We start from the raw sequence: 18,258 nt of genomic DNA on the forward strand, positions 1-18,258 counted from the left end.
TCATAGGACCTGCGCTTTACAAATTTCAACAATTCAAGAAGGCTGATGACAAACGCCGCCGAATGGAAAAAATAAGCTGGAAAAAGGAATCTTTAAGCGAGATAATAAAGGCAGTAAATCATTTGTTCGGGGTGGTTCCATGGCATTTTTGAAAAAGAACAAAACCGCCCTCATCTTCGGGGTTTTGCTGCTGATTAACGGAATCTTTCTGCTTGCGGTTCTTCTGCCGAAGGACTAGTCCAAGCGGATCGACGAGCGGAGGACCGGCCCGACAGCCAAACGGCTGCAGGACCGGTCCTCCTTGCTGCTGCTATTCTTCCGGGAGAAGCTTCAGCTCGAACGGTTCGTCGCGGCGGCAGACGAGCACGCCGTTCTCGACCTCAAGCTTGGCTGCCTGAATCGAGGAGCGCCTGCTCTCGTAACGCTGCTCCTGCCCCTCCTGATTAAGGGCGCCGTTTCTGCCCGGATGCGTGAAATAGAAAATATAAGCTTCATCGCCCTGCACAACCACATCCGCATGCAGGCCGATTCCCCCGTCGTCCTCCCGGCTGCCCGGCTGATCGAGGATGAGACCGCCCCGCTCCCACTTGTCCAAATCGTCCGAGCGGTACACGCCCTGGCCTCTCCATTCGTCCACGATCATCCAGTAAGAGCCTTTGAACCGGAATACGTTAGGTCCTTCGTGGCCGCGCCCCGTTATGACCGGACCGATAACCTTCCATTCGTACAAATCGGAACTGTCCGCCGCATAGGTTGCGGAGCCGTTGCCCTCGTCCTTGTACCACATACGGAAGCCGCCGCCTGGCAGCGCATGAATGCACGAGTCGATCACGCGGTCCGAGCTCAGCTTCAGCTTGGACTGAAAGGTCCAATCAAGCAGATTGGAGCTTGTATAATGCATAACGTCGCGGCGGTGACCCGGCCAATCGGACGGCACTCCCTGAATATAGCTGACATACATATGGTAGACGCCGTCGTGATAATAAATCTCCGGAGCCCAAAAAGTATTCCGGCCCCACTCGATGTCGAGCCCCTGCAGCGTGCCGCGGTAAAGCCAGCTTTGCCCGCCGTCGCGGGAAGAGGCTACCCCCAGGTCGGTACCGTGCACCCATGAAAATTTCGGCCCCTCGGCGGTGGCCCGGCGATTCGTATAAATCATCCACCACTCCTTGGCTTCTCTGTTCCAGACGACAACCGGGTCGGCTGCGCCGTCGTAAATCGGATCACGGAATAAGGGTGCGTTTGGTGCGTTCATCGTTCGTATCGTCCTCTCAGGTTAATGTAGCCGGCTTATCCCTTTACTGCTCCTCCGACAATTCCTTTTACGATTTGCTTTTGCATCAAAATAAAGAAAATGAAGATCGGAATAAGCACGATCACCGTCAAGGTCATGAATAGAGGCCAATCGACGGCGAATTCTCCCTTCGCTTTATACACCTGCAGCACAAGCGTAGCGTTATCGGAAGAATTGAGGAACAGCATAGGAGCCAGAAAATCGTTCCATACCCACATCGTCTGGTAAATAATCGCCGTTACGGTAATCGGCTTGAGCAGCGGGAAAATGATCCGCCAGAAAATGCCCCCTACGGTACAGCCGTCGATAATCGCCGCCTCGGGCAGCTCCTTCGGAATCGTCTTCATGTAGCCCATCATCAGGAAAAAAACGAACACGGCCCCGCCCATGTAAATGAAGATAAGCCCGTACAGCTTGTCGATCAGCCGGAAATCCGTCATCAGCTCGAACAGCGGAATCAGCGTCGTCTGGAACGGAATGAGAAAGCCCGCCAGCAAATAACCCATAATGACGCGGTTCAGCTTTCCCGGATTAAAGACGATCGGATAGGCGGCCATCGCGCCGATCAGCACCATCAAGAGCACCGAAACGATCGTAATGACCAGACTGTTGCCAAAGCTTTGCGCCAGCGGTATCTCCTTGAACACCCTTGCATAGGTATCGAAATTCAGCTTCGTCGGCAGGCTCATCGGATTGGCGGCCGTTTCGACCGGCGACTTCAGCGTATTGACGATAATTAAATAAAACGGAAAAAACGTAACAAGTCCGACCGGCAGCATCAGTATGTCCAGCAGCCAGCTTTTGCGGGCGGATTCCGTCATAACATTTTCTCCTCTCTACGCTGCATTACGGTCACCTGGAAGTACGTCAGGGCGAGAACGATCAGGAAAAAGACGATCGACATGGCCGAAGCAAGCCCGAACTGCACCTCGGATATGCCGCGGAGCACAATGACCTGCGTGATCGTATGCGTCTCGAAGCCCGGTCCGCCCTTGGTGAGCGCGAACGGAATTTCGAACACCTTAAGCCCTCCGGTCAAGAGCAGCATGACGCTGATTGTCATGGCAGGCGCAAGCAGAGGCAGCGTAATGCTGCGGATTTGCTGGAAGCGCGTCGCCCCGTCGATGGCGGCGGCTTCGTAATAATCCTTCGAGATCCCTTGCAGGAAGGCGAGATAAAGCACGGCATGCCAGCCGGCTCCCGCCCATACGGCCACCAGGATGGTCGACAGCTTCGCCAGAAACGGCTCCGAAAGCCAAGGCTGCGGTCCCATGCCGAACAAATCGTGCAGCACGCTGTTCAGTACGCCAGATGCGATCGGCGACAAAATAAAACCCCATACATAGGCCAGAATAAGACCGCTCGGAATGGACGGAAAGAAAAAGATCGCCCGGTGAATGTTTCTTGTATAGAAATTCCGATCCAGCACTAGCGCAAGCACGATGGCAAGCAGCGTGGTCAGAACCGTAGTCGAAATCGCGAAAAGCAGCGTGTACGAAATGCCGGACATAATGGCTGTGTCCTTGAATATTTTCAGGTAATTCGCAAGCCCGACAAAATCGTATTCCTTCGAATATCCGTTGAAATTCGTAAGGCTGAAGAAGAATGACTTAATCAGCGGGTAAATGGTGAAGATCGTATAGAAAAACAAAATCGGCAGCAGAAATAGTTGATACTGTAATCCTCTAAGCAGCTTCATCCCGCAGGCTCCCTCCTCTAAAGCAGGAAGGGGGCAACGCGTGGGCGCCCCCTCCGTTTGCTTTAACGGTCTTTATTTATTTGCTCTCCATCTCTTTCAGCTTCTGATCGAGCGCCTTGGTGACATCCTCCGGCGATCCTTTGCCTACAAGCAAGTCCTGAACGGAGACAACCATTTGATTGCGAAGCGCTTCCTGATGTCTCGGCCAGGAAACCATAGGGAGATAGAATTTGCCTGCGAGCAAGCCTTCTTTATACGCTTTTTCAAGAGCCGGGTGAACCTTGCTCTCATAGCCGGCTACCGTGATGATCTGGCCGGTTCCCTTCTCGAACAGCTCCAGCCCTTCCGGCGTGGAGAGATATTCGACGAATTTCAGCGCGGCATCCTGATTTTTCGATTTGCTGTTCACCGCAAAACCAACGTTAGGCGCGCCTGCGTAAAATTCCTGGCCCGGCTCCACGCCCGGTACCGCCATCATGCTGAACTGCAGCTCCGGATTCGCTTTCTCGATAGCCGGAATATTCCACGGTCCGCCTTGAATCATGGCTACATTGCCTACCGCAAACTCGTTGACGATCTGGTCGCCGGTCAATCCGATCATGCCGGAATCGATGATGCCGTTATCGACGAGGCCTTCCTTCCACAGCTTAAGCGGCTCGGACCAGCCGTCGGCAAACGTTTTTTCGCCGGTGAACAATTTAGCGTCATACTCCGGATCGTTGGACAGCGTCATGCTCGCCACCAAAGCCCCTTGAATCGTGGAAATATCTCCAGCGTTATCATAAAGCGGCACAATGCCCGCTTCCTTCAGTTTTAAGCAGAGATCGATGAACTCCTGCCAGGTTTTCGGCTCTTCCGTTACGCCGACCTTAGCAAACAGGTCTTTGTTGTAATAGATGCCGCCCACCCAGCCTGCTTGGGAGAATGCGTACGTTTTGCCGTCGCGGGTGAACATCCCTTTGCTGGCATCGGTCATTTGCGACATGAACGGCTGATCCGTCAAGTCGAGCGCGTAACCGCCGTCGATCAGCTCGTTGCGGTTTTCCGCCGCCATAATGAACACGTCGGTTGCGGAATTGGACAGCAGCATCGTCTGCAGCTTGGCGATATAGTCCTTGACCGGCGGCGCCGTCTGGAAGTCAATCGTGATGTTCGGGTATTTCTTCGTAAAACCGTCGATAACCGGCTTCATCTCTGTCTCGTTGTTCCAGGAAAGCAGGCTCAGCTTGACCTTTTGTTCGGAAGCCGTTCCTTCTCCGTCCGCAGCCCCCGTCTGATTGCCGTTCCCGTTATTTCCGCTGCCGCCGCATGCGGACAACAGAAGGGTAACGGCCATCATCGCGACCAGCAGCATATAGCTCGTTTTTCTCATGTTTCATTCCCCCTGGCTATTGTTGTTGTAAGCACTTTCAATATTAGGATACCGCATGAGCAGGAGGCGATGAATTTACATTGTTGCACGATTTATTGTATATTGTTGCACGCTTACATTTACTGATTCCGCTGCGGTCCCGCTCTGTACTCCTTCGGCGATGCGCCGTAAAACTTCTTGAACGCCTTGCTGAAATGGCTCTCGTCCACAAAACCCGTCATTTCGGCGATCGCGCTGTTCTTCAAAGCGGTTCCCGCAAGCAGCTCGGCCGCCTTCTTCATCCGGACCTCGGTCACAAACGGCCAATAGTTGATCCCGTACTGCTGCTTGAACAATCGGCTTAACTGGTATTTGTCGATACCGAATGCGGCCGCGACGGTCTGGAGCGACAGATCCTCGGCAAGATGGAGCTCCGCGTAACGCTTGATCCTCCCGATCGTTTCCTCTGTCATAGCCGCCGCCGGACTCGTATCGTCCGCGATTTCGTCGATTATGGAGTGAAAAAAACGTTCCAGCCCGTCGGCCGTGCCATATGACCTCAGCCTGTCCAAAGGCACTCCGGCATATTCGGCGGGCAGCCGGTTCGACCGTTTCAGCGTCTGCTCCGTCAGAATCATATAATGGCCGGCAAGCTCGTAAACGCGGAAGGGGCTAAGCCTCAGGCCGGCGAACTCCCGAAACAGACCGGATACGAGCTCCTTTAGAGCTTCGCGTGAAAAGGAAAGGTCGATTTTCTCCTCGAACGCCTGATCGAACTTCCGGTAATGGGCCGCCGTCCATTGTCCGGGCGTTTCCTTCTCCGAATAGGCATGTACCGCAGCTTCCGAATAGAAGGCTGACGCCGCCGCCTGGCGGCTATGCAGAACGAGCTCAGGCAGCAAGGCCGGCGCATCGCCGATGCCGCCGACTCCGATTCTGACGCCGGCATCCGCTCCAAGTCCGCCAAACGACTCCGCTGCCTGCCGGCACAGCTGCATCAATTCTTCCTGCCGCCAGGAGCCGCCATTTCCGAGGATGACGGTGCAGCCCTGCGCATGGGTATGAAACGGAAGAGGTATCGCATGCGGCGAATGGCGGTTGATCGTCTCCTTGACCGCGGCCGCTTCCGGCGCGATTCCCGATACGGTCAGCACGGAGTAGCTGCGTATGCCGAACGTCCGAAAGGCGGCTTGAACGGCCGCGAGCGCCTCCGGCTGCATGGACTCCCCTTGCTGAAGGCCGGCGAGGACAGGCTCCAGCGATTTTTCGCGCTCCTCCCTAATCTCTCCGATCAGCTCCCTCAGCGCCTCTTCAAGCGCCGCCGAGTCGACGGGCTTAAGCAAATACTGCGCAACGCTCAGCCTTAGCGCATCCCGGGCATACTCGAACTCGTCATACGAGCTCAAAATAACGGTTTTGGGCTTGCGGGGCAGCGACTGCAGCCGGGTTAACGCCTGAATTCCGTTCATGTAAGGCATTTGAATATCGATAATCATCAAGTCGGGCAAATACTCCTCCGCAAGCTCGGCCGCCTCTTTCCCGTCGTAAGCATGCTTGATCTCCGTGATGCCAAGCTCCTCCCATTTCATTACCTTGTCCAAAAACGTATGCAGCGATTGCTGATCGTCCGCTATAAGCAGTTTCATGAGCTTTACTCCTTTCGGTCAAATGCCGGTTCGCCGTGAATCGGAAGCAGGATCGATATCGAAGTGCTTTTTCCAGGCCGGCTGCGTATTCGGATGCCGTAATCCTCCCCGTATTTCAGCTTAATTCTCTGTCCCACATTGTACAGGCCGATATTGTCCGACTTCTGGCCTTGGCTGTTCACATGCCGGTTCAGCCGTTTAACCTCGGACGGCTCGATCCCCCGCCCGTTGTCTGCGATGACAAGCAGCAGCCCTTTGCGGCCGGAGACGGCTGTAATCCGGATCTTCCCTTCCCGGACATGGTCGCCGAAGCCGTGGCGGATGGCATTTTCGACTATCGGCTGCAGGGTCAGCTTCGGAATGCGGCAGCGGAGCACGCTCCGGTCCGGGATCCGGAAGGAAACCGAGATGCCTCCGTTATATTTTTTGTTCAAAATATACAGATAATCGTTGACGTTGTTGATTTCCCGCTCCAGCGCCACCTCCTCCTCCGACCTTTTCATCGAGTACCGGAACAAGCTGCTGAGCGACAAGACGATGTGATTCGATTCTTCCGTGTTGCCGCAGACGATTTCCGTTTGCAGCAGCTGCAGCGTGTTAAACAAAAAATGAGGATTGATCTGGGATTGGAGCGTCTTCAGCTCCTCTTCCTTCAAACTGATTTGAGTCAAATAATTTTGTTTGATGAGCAGGTCGATACGGCCCATCAGCTCCTTGAACTTGTGTCCGATATGGTTGAGCTCCCGGTAGCGGTAGTCGCGCGGCTTCACGTACAGGGAATCGTCCTCGCCCATCCGGTCGAGCGTTGCGAGCAGCCTCCGTACGGGCAGCGATATGCGCAGCGTAATGAGCAGGCTGATCAGCGTATTGGCAATTAGGCATAAATACAAGAGACGGGCCAAATTCGATTTGAGAGGCTGCGATTGCGCCGTAATGTCGGACATCGGCACGGTCGCGATCATTTTCCAGCCGCTGACGGCCGTAGGCTGATAGATGACCAGCGTCTCCGTCCCGTCGATCGTTTCGGTAAAATGGCCGGCGGCCTGCTCGTACAGCTTCTCCTCCGAGGGGAACTCCAGCGTCTCGCCGATTTTGGCGCTATCCTTATGAACGATAATGTTGCGGTTCTCATCCACAAGGAAAATGCTGCCCCGGTTCTGATAGGTGCTTTGCTCGAACATGCCGTTGATTTTGCCCAAATTCAGATTCGCAATCACGGCTCCGAGCGTCTGCCCCTGATACCCCTTCACCTGCATGACGACGGATAAAGCGGGCTGGTTGTAACGGGTAAAGTTGGTTTCGAGATAATAGTCCTGCTTGTGCACGCCGATGCTGAAGAAGCTTCCTTCCCGGTGGGCGCGGAACGTATCCTGTACCCAGTCCTGGGTAAGGAACGGGAAATCCCACTGCAGCGTTTTGCGGCCGTCCAGATTGTTGATGTAGCCGGTTTTGCCGATCATCAGCACATCGCTGATCAGCGTCTGGTAGGTGCTGACGCCGTGGGCGATCTCCGCGATGTTCCGCTCATGCTGCAGCCTGTTCGGGATTTCGATCTTGTCATGCTCCTTCATCATCGTAATAACGGAATAATTGCCGGCCAGCATGACAAGCGAGCGCTTCGATTCCTCCAGATTGAAGCTGAGCCCGAGCGCCGCCTGCTCCATCACTTTGTTGCTGGAGCGGATGATTTCGTCCGTCATCATTTTGGTGGAATCCTTGATCGACAAATAGCCCAGCAACAGCAGCAGCAGGACGTTGACGAGCAAATAAGAAACCAGAATCGTCCTCACGATCGTCCGGTCCAAAAACGTATGCCGCAAAAACAGAGCCGCTTTCTTCATGATGTCACCTTCCCCGACCTTCGGGCTAGTCGGACTAATCCCCGGTCATGTCATTAGAGGGTATTATAGCATTACTCGCTGACGAACCGCACAGTCGCTATTTAGACGATTAGGCCGGCTATTGAGATGTAACGAACCGCGCAATTCTAATTTGGGTGTTAAGCTGCCTGAATCGGTTCAATTTTGGGTAATAACGTGCGCTGAGTTCTGCAGAAGTACAATTCGTTGTTTTGAGGCCGATTAGCGTGAAGCAGATTCGTTAGCTACAAAAAAAGCCTTCGCCGCTGTAACGGCAAAGACTTTGGTTAGCGCTACTCACAAGGAGTTCTGAGCAGCACGTTTATTTCCATACACGTTTTTGTTTGAAAATCTCTTCGACATAACCGGATAGAGCTACAGGGGCGATGAGCATTGGAAATAGGAAGATGAAGCCTAACAGCCCTGCAAAGCTTCTTTTTTGACGGATGCCGAGCTTCCCGAGCACTCTTTTCTGATAAAGATGAAGAACATAAAAAATAAATAGCGTTAAAGGTAATACGATCAGGGAATTGGGCCCGACGATTCCGTAATACCCGAAAGCGCATAAAATAAGTCCCGGTATCCAAATCAAGGAAAAGCACAAATCGATATAAGGAACGACCAAATCAAGTCCTGTAAAAAACCGGCTTACCGGGTTCTGGATTTTCCAAGGTGAAACTTGTTTAAGCGCCTCGATCATTCCCCTCGCCCACCGTTTGCGCTGGCGGATTAAATGGATGAATTTCTCAGGAACTTCTGTAAAGGCGACGGCGGCCGGCTCAAAGCAGACACGACCATGATTTTCAAAAAATTTCCACGTCAGGACGATATCCTCGCCGATCGAATCCGGCCAGCCTCCGGCTGCTTTGACCGCATCCGAGCGAAAGATACTGAAGGCGCCTTGGGCTACGAGGGTGGATTGGTAAATGCTTTGCATTCTTTTGATGGAGGCGATACTCAAATAATATTCCCACTCCTGAATGCGGGCCAGAAACGAGCCGCTGCTATTCTGGACAAGCAAAGAGCCGGCAACCGCATCGACATCGGGGCTGGAGCTCTGCAGCTTTGCTGCCAGAAACCGGATGGCTTTAGGATGTAAGTACGTATCTGCATCCAGCGTAATCAAATAAGGAGTGTTTACTTCCTTCAAGCCGCGGTTTAAGGCATTGTGCTTGCCCGGGATTTCCTCATGAAGAATAGTCAGGGACATTCCCAGTCTGTCCGCAGTTTGCCGGGCAGCTTCCACCGTTCCATCCGTAGAACCGTTGTCAATGAGGATAATTTCAATAAGTCCTGCATATTCTTGCCGGGCAATGTGTTCAAGCGATGCACCTATTCCCATTTCTTCATTTCTGGCTGCGATTAATATGGTGACTGGAGTGGAGGGGTTCTCTGTAGGGAGCTTCACCTTCGTGTCCATTAATAAGCTGGTCAATGTGAATGCACTGATATAACCAGGGAAATAAGCGATACCTGCAATTATCATATAGGCGGCGATCATGCCCGTTGATTGTGATAATTGATGGATCCACGGCTGGGATAACCAGATTACGAAAGCAAGCCAACTGAAAGCCGCAATCTGGCTTATCCAAAATTTCCCCGCATTCGGTTCGGCAGTACGTGTAAGCCGTTTGCCATGAAGCCTGTCGGTCATTAATTTGGGCTGCATCTTCTTCTCTCACTCTCCAATTATTCGATTCCAATAGAGCATTCGGAGAGCGTGGCGCTTAAGAGGGGATACTGGACCGGCAAGTCCATCATTAACGTTAAATTGTGACAAAAGGATGAAGTTTTCAATAGCAGGGTTCCATAAGCGAAACCCACCGTTAGGCGGTCAACCTTACGCGGTGGGTTTTCGCTTGTTTAGCTTCCCTCTCATCCATCGATAGAGCTTCCGGATAGTGAACGCAAAGCTTAGTAAGGTAGCGATCCATTTGAGGATATCAAGAAACGCCACAAGTTCTCTCCTTATCCTTCTACGGCGACGGTCAGCACCTCAATTTCACGGTCCGCATCACAGCCTGTCAGCACATACGATACTCCGCGTTCCGTTTCTTTCTTCCCCAGACTTTCGCACCCGTATGTCTTCACCGAAGGCGAGCCGAACTTGTCCTGCGACGTATCGTAACGAACCTCGACACTGTCCTGCTTGCGAGTCAATTCGTAAAAGATCGGATCCCCTTCAATGGTGTATCTGACTAATCTCTGATTGTCCGTCTCGCCGGCGAAAAAAGCGTCCAGCTTCTCCAAATTCGTTATTCGGCCATGCATGTCGATCACATCTGTCGACTCGTCGACCGCATGGTCATACTTCTTCGTACCGGTCCCGGGCTCTCCAGGGTCCTCCCCGTCTGTCCGGGCACCGCAGCCTGAAGCCAGCAGGAGCAGCGCGCCGATCAGCAGCCATTTTTTGAATCCCATTCCCAATCCCCCTTTTATCTTTCCCTGCTTAAACAGACGGTTAGTCCTTCTTATAGGTTCCACTATTCGCAAAAAAACAACGAGCCGTATTCAATACTGACAGGATGCTGTCAGCAATAGCCGGGTAAGATGGGGTTAGCCGTTAGAAAACAGCTAATTTTAAGGAGGAATTTCAAATGTTCACTGACGTACAAAGCTTTATTACGGAATACAAAAACGAGGCGATAGCTACCCAGCGCCTGCTGGATGCATTAGCGGATGACTCTTTAAGGCAAAAAGCAACGAAAGACGGCCGGCCGCTCGGGCAAATCGCCTGGCATCTGGCTCAGGCCTGCGAAATCCTGGCGCCTGCAGGCCTGACCGTCCCGCATCCCGAAAAGGACAGCCCGCATCCGGCCTATGCGAGTACCATCGCGCAGGCGTACAAGACAGCGGCCGACGCGATCTTGGAAACCGCTCAGGCACGGCTGACGGATGCGCTTTTGGCCGAAACCATCGAACAATTCGGAAGAAAGATGACCAAAGGATATCTTCTCTACCTTTTTCTGAAGCATGAAATCCACCACCGCGGCCAGCTGACAGTCCTTATGCGCATTGCCGGGCTGCCGATCGCGGGCGTATACGGCCCCTCCAAGGAGGAGTGGGAGCGTTTCGGCATGGAAGCGCCGGCTTATTAATCCGCTTATTCGATTTCCCAGCTCACCTTAAAGCTCCCGCGCAAACGGTCACCCGACAGCACAATGTGGTACACGGCGGATTTCTCCGCCGTGAAGCTGTGCTTTCCGGAGCCGATGTCGCGCATCCCCGTATAGTCACCCTTACTGTCCAGCACGCTCATTCCGTAACCTCCGCTGCCCAAAGCCCCCCAGTCCACTTCAAAAGTAACCGTTTGCCCTTCAACCGCCTCAATCGGAATTTTCACTTCCCCATGAAGCAGGGTGAAGCTTGCTTCGTAAACATGCAAGGAACGGACCTCTTTCCATCCCTTCTTTATCGTCAAATCCGAAGTCGACAATACAAGCAGGATTATAAGCAGCAAAACAGCCGCTGCGCCTGAATACGGCCATTTTCCTTTTATCGTGCCGGACAGCGCATAAAACGTGTACGCGGAAGCCACTCCAATCAGACCGACGAATAACGCGGCATAAACATTGCCATTAAACCAAAAGAAAAAAGGAGCCAAACCTCCCGCGGTATACAAAAGCATGCGGAGCGGATAGCGGATATGCGGCTTCGCTTTAAGCGACGCCAGATCCGTCAAAACAGAGAACACGACGGCATATCCGTAGAAGACGATCCACCAGATTCGCATTTGAGCCAGCTCCGACCATTGAACCCGATCCACGCCGCCGGCTACGAGCAAAAACAGGACAAAAACACCGCCGGCTCCGGTAAGCTTCGCCGATAAATAATCCAGAGTTTGTATGGTACGTTGCTGCTTTGTCATAGGAATCCTCCCTACGGAGCGACGCTGCGATGAGGCTGCGTCTTCCTTCTTTTCCCCATCTTAGTCCGATGCCGCCGCAGCGTGCAGTTCTAACTTTTGTAGGTCCCTCGGCAAAAGGCGCAAAAAAAGAGAGCATGCTCCGCATAAAGCGGGCATGCCCTCTGTCCGGTTCGGACCTTATTGACGCGTAACCGTAAATCCTTCCTTCTCCAGCAGCGGAACAAGTCCGTGCTCGCCAAGCATATGAGCCGCGCCTACGACGACAAAATACGTTTCGCCTTTTTCGCCGTTCAAGTAACCTTTAATTTTGTGGGCCATCGGAAGATTGCGGTCCTCAAGCATCGCCTTGTAAAGCTCCTCATTGCCCGCCGTTTCGTTCGTCAAGGCGAGCAGCTCCTCCTCGTTGCCCGAGACCCACATATCGGATAACTCGTCGATGCCCGAATCCTCGGCATAGAAGCTCTCAATGGAGCCCTTCAGCATTTCCTCTTGCAGCTCGGCCGAGAAGCCGTCGAACATGCGGAGCTGCAGCTCAAACGACTCGAGCTCGATGATCGGCAGCGAGCCGGCAATCGCCTGCTGCAGGAAAAACGCGTCGATGCCGATGCCTGCGCTGAAGCCTTGTTTTTGCGATGTCAATCCGTCCAGGCCTAACGATACATTCCAAGGCTTAAACGCGTCGAAAGCGTTCGGCTCCAAGCCGAAGCCTTTCAAAATCTTGCCAATCTCCGCGTACGTTTCCGCGGAAATATGGTCTTTTAGCGTCGTACCGTCCTTGTAGGTGCTTATTTCCTCGACGAGCTTTTGGATAGCCGGCTCGCCGGCTTTGCTGATGTCCGCTTCAACGACCAAATAGTCGGAAGACTCATACGCTTCCTGAATTTCCTTGCGCAGCGGGTACATCGCCTCGTTTGCAATATGTATGGAGCCCAGCAGATAGACGGTATTGCCTGCATGTTCGGTTTTCCAAAGGAACCCGCGGCTTGCTTCCTTCTCTTCCAGCAGAGCGGCGCGCTCCGCGTTGTTCCACGAAACCTTGTAGCCGGCCGCTTCACTGATGAAGCGCAGCGGCACGTATGCCGTCCCGCCGATGACTCTCGGAGCCGCCGGCAGCGCTTTTTCAACGTTATTGATATAAGCCGTCTGATGGCCGGTTAACAGCGCAAGCACCAAACCCGCCTTCTCGGCGATGACCGCTTTATTCTCCTGATCCCAGCTTACCTTGAATTCCAGCTTTTCGAGAATAAGCTTTGCGGGAACGAGCGTCGTCCCTTTTTCGATGATCGGTTCGGATTGTCCAAGCTGCAGCGGTTCATCGTCTAACCAAATCGAGATCGGCTTTGCTTCAGCCTGAACGCTTGTAACGAATGAAAATAGTAGAGCGAAGGATACTAATAATGCCGCAAACTTTTTCATGAACATACTCTCTCCTCTGATTAGAATGATGTTTTCCCGGGAAGGGCTCTAGTAATACGGGAGATTCTCTCTGCCGTTCCATATTTTATCTATTTTCGTATCATGCTAGTTTTATTGAATAGAGTCCGGGGACAAAAAGAAAAACCCCGCTTTCGCGGGGCCATCCTGCCTTCATGAATTGTCGGACGGAGCCGTATGCAGCGGCTTCAAGCGCGACTCGATCTGCCCGCGCTGCGGCTCGAGGAACGGGGGAAGCGCGAGAGCTTCGCCCAAATGCGCAAGCTCCTCGTCCGTATCGAAGCCGGGCCCGTCGGTCGCCAGCTCGAACAAAATGCCGTTCGGCTCCCGGAAATAAAGGGAACGGAAATAGTAGCGGTCGACAAAGCCTGAATTCGGGATCCGGACGCCGCGTACTTTCTCAATCCATTCGCGCAGCTCTTCGTCGTTATCCACGCGGAACGCCACGTGGTGGACGCCGCCATACCCCAGCCGCTCTTCGGGCAGGTCATGCCGCTCCTCCAGATGCAACTCGGCGCCGCTGCCGCCCTCGCCCGTCTCAAATACAAGAATGTCCGGCTGTCCCTCTGCCGGAGACGGGTACGCTCCCTTCATGCGGAAGCCCATCAGCTGCGTTAACACGCGCGCGGTCGGCTCCGGATCGCGTACCGTCAGCTGAACCGGACCGAGGCCAAGAATACCGTATTCGGCCGGTACCGTGCTTTTGGCCCATGGAGTGCCGCCCGGTACTCCCTTGTTGCGCTCATCCGATACCAGCACGAGGCGCTGCCCTTCGAAATCTCTGAAAGCAAGCGTCAGCCGGCCGGCACGCTCGGTAATTTCGTCATGCTCCACCTGATGCGCCTCGAAACGCTCTTTCCAGTATTGCAGCGCTGCGTCGCCGGAGACGCGCAGCGAGAGAGAAGAAATGCTGCTTGTGCCCGCCCGGTTGCGTGCCGTCACCGGAAATTCAAAAAACGTCAATTCCGTCCCCGGGTTCCCTCTCTCATCCCCGTAAAATAAATGGTAAACCGAGGTGTCGTCCTGATTGACCGTTTTCTTCACCAGACGCAGCCCTAGCAGCTGCGTATAAAACTCAAAATTACCCGAAGCCGTGCCCGTTACCGCAGATACGTGATGAATGCCTTTCAGCTGCATTGAAATGACCTCCTAAATTCGTTAATTGTGCGAATGGTTAATGCTGTATCTTTTTCAGCAGTGCAAGCAGCTGCTTTTTTTCCTCGCGGTCCAGTGCGTCAAATTGCGAGGCCTGAAACCATTCCTGCTCCGGGACGGCCCCGTCGAAGAGCTCTTTGCCAGCCTCGGTCAATGAAATGTATTTCGTCTTCCACTGCTGCTCGCGCTTGACGAGGCCCGACTCCTCCAGCTTGCTTAGAAGCTGGGTTATATTTCCCTTGGTCACGAACAGCTTATCCGCAAGCTGCTGCTGCGACAGGCGTCCATGTGCGCCAATCTGTGCCAGCGCATCGAATTGGGCCGGGGATATGCTCCATTGCTTCAAGTGACGTCCGGTTTCTTTCAAGCTTTGGTTATAAATGCGCGATATGCGGTACCATATCAATAAGCCTAAACGCTTATCGCGGCCGGACCGGTCAGTTTCAGGCGGACTTTGTTCAGCCATTTCAACACCTCGGCTTTCGTTGTAACATCAGTTTAATCCTAAACTGATAAAACGTCAACGTCTGCTGCAGCCGAATCCGTTCCAGAAATCCCCTACCTTGGACTAGGGCATCATGCCGCTCCTTGTGGTAATATTAGCGGAAAGAAACTGTAAGGAGCTCATCCATTCATGATCGAACGCAATCCTTTAACGAGGCATCCGCTGCCGGCAGCGCCGGCACGAACGGAGCTTGTTTTAAAAAATAGACGCAAACGGAACCGGGTGCTGGGGTTTATTATTTTGGCGCTTGCTGCGGGCCTACTTTGGAAGGGAATCTGGGAAGTGGAACGGTTCGTTCCCGATAACGACATTGTTCCGGAAAACCCGCCCGCCGTACCAATCACCGGACTTCACCCCAGCGTGCTTGCCAAACAAAACGAACTCATCGCAGAGACTGAACAGCTTGGCATCGATATTTTAATTACCGACGGCTTCCGCTCGAGCGAAGAGCAGGATGCGATATACGCCAAAGGGCGCACGACGGAGGGACCGGTTGTGACGCAGGTGAAGGGCGGAGATTCCTATCACAATTACGGTCTTGCGATTGACTTCGCTCTCCGGACGAAGCAAGGCGAGGTGGTATGGGATATGGAATATGACGGCAACCGCAACGGCGAAGCCGACTGGATGGAGGTCGTTAAGGCGGCCAAGAAGCTCGGCTTCACATGGGGCGGCGACTGGAACAACTTCCCCGACTACCCGCATTTGCAAATGGACTTCGGTTATTCGATCCGCCAGCTAAAGAGGGGGCATTGGCCTCCCGTGGAGTAATGCTGAAGCTGGTGCATGAATCTTGACCATCCTTTCATGAAGGAGTAATAGCTGGATTTTGTGTATTTATTTAGGCTTTCTTCCTCGTATTCGAGAAATAACTGGAAATGGTGCATCTAAATTTTCTGTTTTCCATACATCCAGATGGCATCTGCAAATTAGATACAACGATTACAGTTATTTCATCGCAGTTTGACGTTTAAAGAAAAATAAGGACATAAAATCCATCAATTCATTCGCGTCGACTAGGCACCCATCCACAATCCAGCTTACCGTGAATAAGGGCCGTTCAAAAGGTGATTAAACCTTCTTGAACGGCCCTTTGATTATAGCTCGGAGATGATTTCATACGAGCGCAAACGCGCCTTGTGCTCAAAAATATGCGCGGCCACCATAATTTCGTCCGCCTGGGTCGACTCGATATAAGCCTGCAGCTTAGTGCGGACCGTGTCCGGTCCGCCGATGATCGACGATCCCAGCTGCTGCTGAAGCGCCGCTTTCTCCTGAATCGTCCACACCTGCTCCATATCCTTGACGGGCGCCGGCAGCGGTCCCCGCGTGTTGCGAATGAAGGACAGGAACAGCTGCTGCATGGACGTCGCGAGGTAGGCCGCTTCCTCGTCCGTATCGGCTGCGATCACGTTAACGGCGACCATGCCGCGAGGCTTATCCAGCACTTCGGACGGCTTGAAGTTGCTGCGGTATAAGTTCATGGCCGGCACGGTAAAGTTCGGTGAGAAGTGCCCGGCAAACGCGAACGGAAGCCCCAGCTGGGCGGCCAGCATCGCGCTGAAATCGCTTGAGCCAAGCAGCCAGATCGGGATGTCCAGCCCTTCGCCCGGAATCGCGCGGACAGGCATGCCGACCTTCGCTCCGGCCGGGTCGAGATAGGCTCTCAGCTCCTCCAGCTGCTCGGGAAAATCGTGGCCGTTGCTCCGGCGGTTCCCCCTCAGTGCCGCGGCGGTCAGGCCGTCCGTTCCTGGAGCGCGGCCCAGCCCCAAATCGATGCGGCCCGGAAACAGCGATTCCAGCGTGCCGAACTGCTCCGCGATCACCAGCGGCGCATGGTTGGGCAGCATAATCCCGCCGGAGCCGACGCGGATCGTCGAGGTTCCGGCGGCCACATGGCCGATGACGACCGAAGTGGCGGAGCTCGCTATGCTGGGGGCGTTATGATGCTCGGCCAGCCAGTAGCGGTTGTAGCCCCACTTCTCGGCATGCTGCGCCAGATCCAGCGTGTTCGCGAGCGATTCGGCGACCGTGCCGCCCTCCACGATCGGAGAAACGTCGAGCACGGAGAACGGGATCTCGAAAGCCCGGTGGTTGGTTTGATTTGCTGTCATGAAATTCACCTATTTTCTATGGACTACGTGAACTGTGATAATTATTTATACATATCGAACAGCAAGCGTAAACGGCTGACGCCGCCTTTGCGGCATAAGCTCGTTTCGCGGTGAAATATAAGCATCGTATAAGGTTAAATTTATACTTTCTTATATTTTAAAAGATGCCCGCTGCGCTTCCGCAGCGATCTTTTACGCCGTTAAGCCTGCTCCTGCTTGTACTTCTGCTGACACTGCCTGATCCGGTCGAGCACCGTCTGAAGGGTATTACGTTCCAGATACGCCTCGAAATGCCGCTCCGCTTCATAGAAGAAATGGTCCATGACATTCTGAATATTGGCTGATACGAGACAGGATTCCTCCGGGTTGCCCGAGCACCAATGGGGCTTCAGCGTCCCGCCGGACAACGTCCGGTAAATTTCCGCCAGCGTAACCTCCTCAGGCTCGCAGTCCAGAATATATCCGCCGCCGATGCCTTCCTTTGTCTTCACATAACCGTTTTTCTTCAAAATGCTCATAATTTTGCGGATTCTCGTCGGATTCGTATCGACGTTGCGGGCGATCGTCTCACTGCTGGCCATATGCTCCGGCAGGTAGGCGAGCAGCACCAGGCTGTGCACGGCAACCGTAAATTCACTGTTCATCCTTTGCAACTCCCTCTCAGGAAGGATACTGTAATCATATTTCATACAGTTGGTAAAGTCAAACGTTTATTACGGCCAGGCAGTGGAATCACCGCTTTATGATTTATGACGTGAACGATTTGTCGTGGACTTGGCTGGTTAGAGGCTGTGAGCGGCAGGCACGTAAAAAGGCACCCGGCCGGGTGCCCTGATCGTAATGCTATAAAAGTCGGGTTCGCCGATTCAGTTCGAGTTCGCGGCTAACCGGCAGCGGGCGCCTGAAACGCCTGGTACTTATTCCCGTCCGGGTCTTTGAAGTTCAGCTGGAAGCCGCAGCTTCCCTCGTCGCGGATGTCCTGCTCCACCCATGCGCCCGCTTCCTTCAAGGAAGCGTACAGGGCACGGATCTCTGAAGTTTCGAAGCAAATCGGGAACATTTCAAACGGAGCTCCGTCGTCTGCCCAGGCCGTCGTGGAGAAGGTCATCGGCGTATTCCCTTCACTCGGCAGCAGGAACAGCCAGCCGCCCTCTTTCATGATCATGATTGCGCCCCTCCCAGGCTCTACGGGAGAACGGAGCTTCATGCCGAGCACCCTTTCATACCATTCCGCGGATTTCTCCGGATTCGATACCGGCACATAGGCGCATTCGATTTTATTGATCATATTCCCACAACTCCTTCGGCTTTTGGAAATATAATACAATAGAAC

Annotated in this window: 17 protein-coding genes; 2 read left to right on the forward strand and 15 right to left on the reverse strand. The window is 53.6% G+C overall.

Annotated features, from left to right (window positions below; translation table 11 throughout):
• Positions 1-310: 310 nt before the first annotated feature.
• The 8 genes from KP806_RS24525 to KP806_RS24560 all read right to left on the reverse strand — a co-directional run bounded on the left by KP806_RS24525 (position 311) and on the right by KP806_RS24560 (position 10,270).
• Entirely contained in the window at positions 311-1,255 is a 945-nt protein-coding gene (locus KP806_RS24525; protein ID WP_224726389.1) for a glycoside hydrolase family protein, read from the reverse strand.
• Between the two features lie 35 nt (positions 1,256-1,290).
• Complete coding sequence (locus KP806_RS24530; RefSeq protein WP_224726390.1) at positions 1,291-2,115, reverse strand: carbohydrate ABC transporter permease; 825 nt, start codon at positions 2,113-2,115, stop codon at positions 1,291-1,293.
• Positions 2,112-2,993: a carbohydrate ABC transporter permease gene (locus KP806_RS24535; protein WP_224726391.1), complete on the reverse strand. Its 882-nt coding sequence runs from the start codon at positions 2,991-2,993 to the stop codon at positions 2,112-2,114. The genes KP806_RS24530 and KP806_RS24535 overlap by 4 nt, the downstream gene beginning before the upstream one ends.
• A 76-nt stretch (positions 2,994-3,069) precedes the next feature.
• Positions 3,070-4,365, reverse strand: a complete 1,296-nt coding sequence (locus KP806_RS24540; protein ID WP_224726392.1) for an ABC transporter substrate-binding protein — start codon at positions 4,363-4,365, stop codon at positions 3,070-3,072.
• 119 nt (positions 4,366-4,484) lie between these two features.
• Positions 4,485-5,990 carry a response regulator transcription factor gene (locus KP806_RS24545; RefSeq protein WP_224726393.1) on the reverse strand — a complete coding sequence of 502 codons (1,506 nt, stop codon included), beginning with the start codon at positions 5,988-5,990 and terminating at the stop codon, positions 4,485-4,487.
• 5 nt (positions 5,991-5,995) lie between these two features.
• Entirely contained in the window at positions 5,996-7,831 is a 1,836-nt protein-coding gene (locus KP806_RS24550; RefSeq protein ID WP_224726394.1) for a cache domain-containing sensor histidine kinase, read from the reverse strand.
• A gap of 340 nt (positions 7,832-8,171) precedes the next feature.
• The gene (locus KP806_RS24555) at positions 8,172-9,518 is read right to left on the reverse strand and encodes a glycosyltransferase family 2 protein (RefSeq protein WP_224726395.1); all 1,347 of its coding nucleotides are present in this window, start codon (positions 9,516-9,518) and stop codon (positions 8,172-8,174) included.
• Positions 9,519-9,817: 299 nt separating this feature from the next.
• Positions 9,818-10,270, reverse strand: coding sequence for a DUF4362 domain-containing protein (locus KP806_RS24560; protein WP_224726396.1), 453 nt, complete (start codon positions 10,268-10,270; stop codon positions 9,818-9,820).
• Positions 10,271-10,446: 176 nt separating this feature from the next.
• On the opposite strand from KP806_RS24560, the gene KP806_RS24565 reads away from it, so the two are divergent.
• A complete protein-coding gene (locus KP806_RS24565) occupies positions 10,447-10,947 on the forward strand; it encodes a DinB family protein (RefSeq protein ID WP_224726397.1) in 501 nt (166 codons plus the stop codon).
• Positions 10,948-10,952: 5 nt separating this feature from the next.
• Here the strand turns inward: KP806_RS24565 and KP806_RS24570 are convergent, their stop codons facing one another.
• From KP806_RS24570 to KP806_RS24585, 4 genes are all read right to left on the reverse strand, one after another.
• Positions 10,953-11,717, reverse strand: a complete 765-nt coding sequence (locus tag KP806_RS24570) for a hypothetical protein (RefSeq protein WP_224726398.1) — start codon at positions 11,715-11,717, stop codon at positions 10,953-10,955.
• A gap of 177 nt (positions 11,718-11,894) precedes the next feature.
• A complete protein-coding gene (locus KP806_RS24575) occupies positions 11,895-13,133 on the reverse strand; it encodes a TraB/GumN family protein (protein ID WP_224726399.1) in 1,239 nt (412 codons plus the stop codon).
• A gap of 171 nt (positions 13,134-13,304) precedes the next feature.
• Entirely contained in the window at positions 13,305-14,288 is a 984-nt protein-coding gene (locus tag KP806_RS24580) for a ring-cleaving dioxygenase (RefSeq protein ID WP_224726400.1), read from the reverse strand.
• Positions 14,289-14,325: 37 nt separating this feature from the next.
• Positions 14,326-14,772, reverse strand: coding sequence for a MarR family winged helix-turn-helix transcriptional regulator (locus KP806_RS24585; RefSeq protein ID WP_224726401.1), 447 nt, complete (start codon positions 14,770-14,772; stop codon positions 14,326-14,328).
• Positions 14,773-14,940: 168 nt separating this feature from the next.
• On the opposite strand from KP806_RS24585, the gene KP806_RS24590 reads away from it, so the two are divergent.
• On the forward strand, positions 14,941-15,582 hold the full coding sequence (locus KP806_RS24590; protein ID WP_318153792.1) for a M15 family metallopeptidase: 642 nt from the start codon (positions 14,941-14,943) through the stop codon (positions 15,580-15,582).
• A 326-nt stretch (positions 15,583-15,908) separates the two neighbouring features.
• On the opposite strand, the gene KP806_RS24595 is transcribed toward KP806_RS24590, so the two are convergent.
• The 3 genes from KP806_RS24595 to KP806_RS24605 all read right to left on the reverse strand — a co-directional run bounded on the left by KP806_RS24595 (position 15,909) and on the right by KP806_RS24605 (position 18,213).
• Positions 15,909-16,925 carry an LLM class flavin-dependent oxidoreductase gene (locus tag KP806_RS24595; RefSeq protein WP_224726402.1) on the reverse strand — a complete coding sequence of 339 codons (1,017 nt, stop codon included), beginning with the start codon at positions 16,923-16,925 and terminating at the stop codon, positions 15,909-15,911.
• Between the two features lie 200 nt (positions 16,926-17,125).
• Complete coding sequence (locus KP806_RS24600) at positions 17,126-17,569, reverse strand: Rrf2 family transcriptional regulator (protein ID WP_224726403.1); 444 nt, start codon at positions 17,567-17,569, stop codon at positions 17,126-17,128.
• Between the two features lie 239 nt (positions 17,570-17,808).
• The gene (locus KP806_RS24605) at positions 17,809-18,213 is read right to left on the reverse strand and encodes a VOC family protein (RefSeq protein WP_224726404.1); all 405 of its coding nucleotides are present in this window, start codon (positions 18,211-18,213) and stop codon (positions 17,809-17,811) included.
• Positions 18,214-18,258: the final 45 nt, after the last annotated feature.

This window comes from Paenibacillus vietnamensis (assembly GCF_020169515.1).
Taxonomy (GTDB): Bacteria; Bacillota; Bacilli; order Paenibacillales; family Paenibacillaceae; genus Pristimantibacillus; species Pristimantibacillus vietnamensis.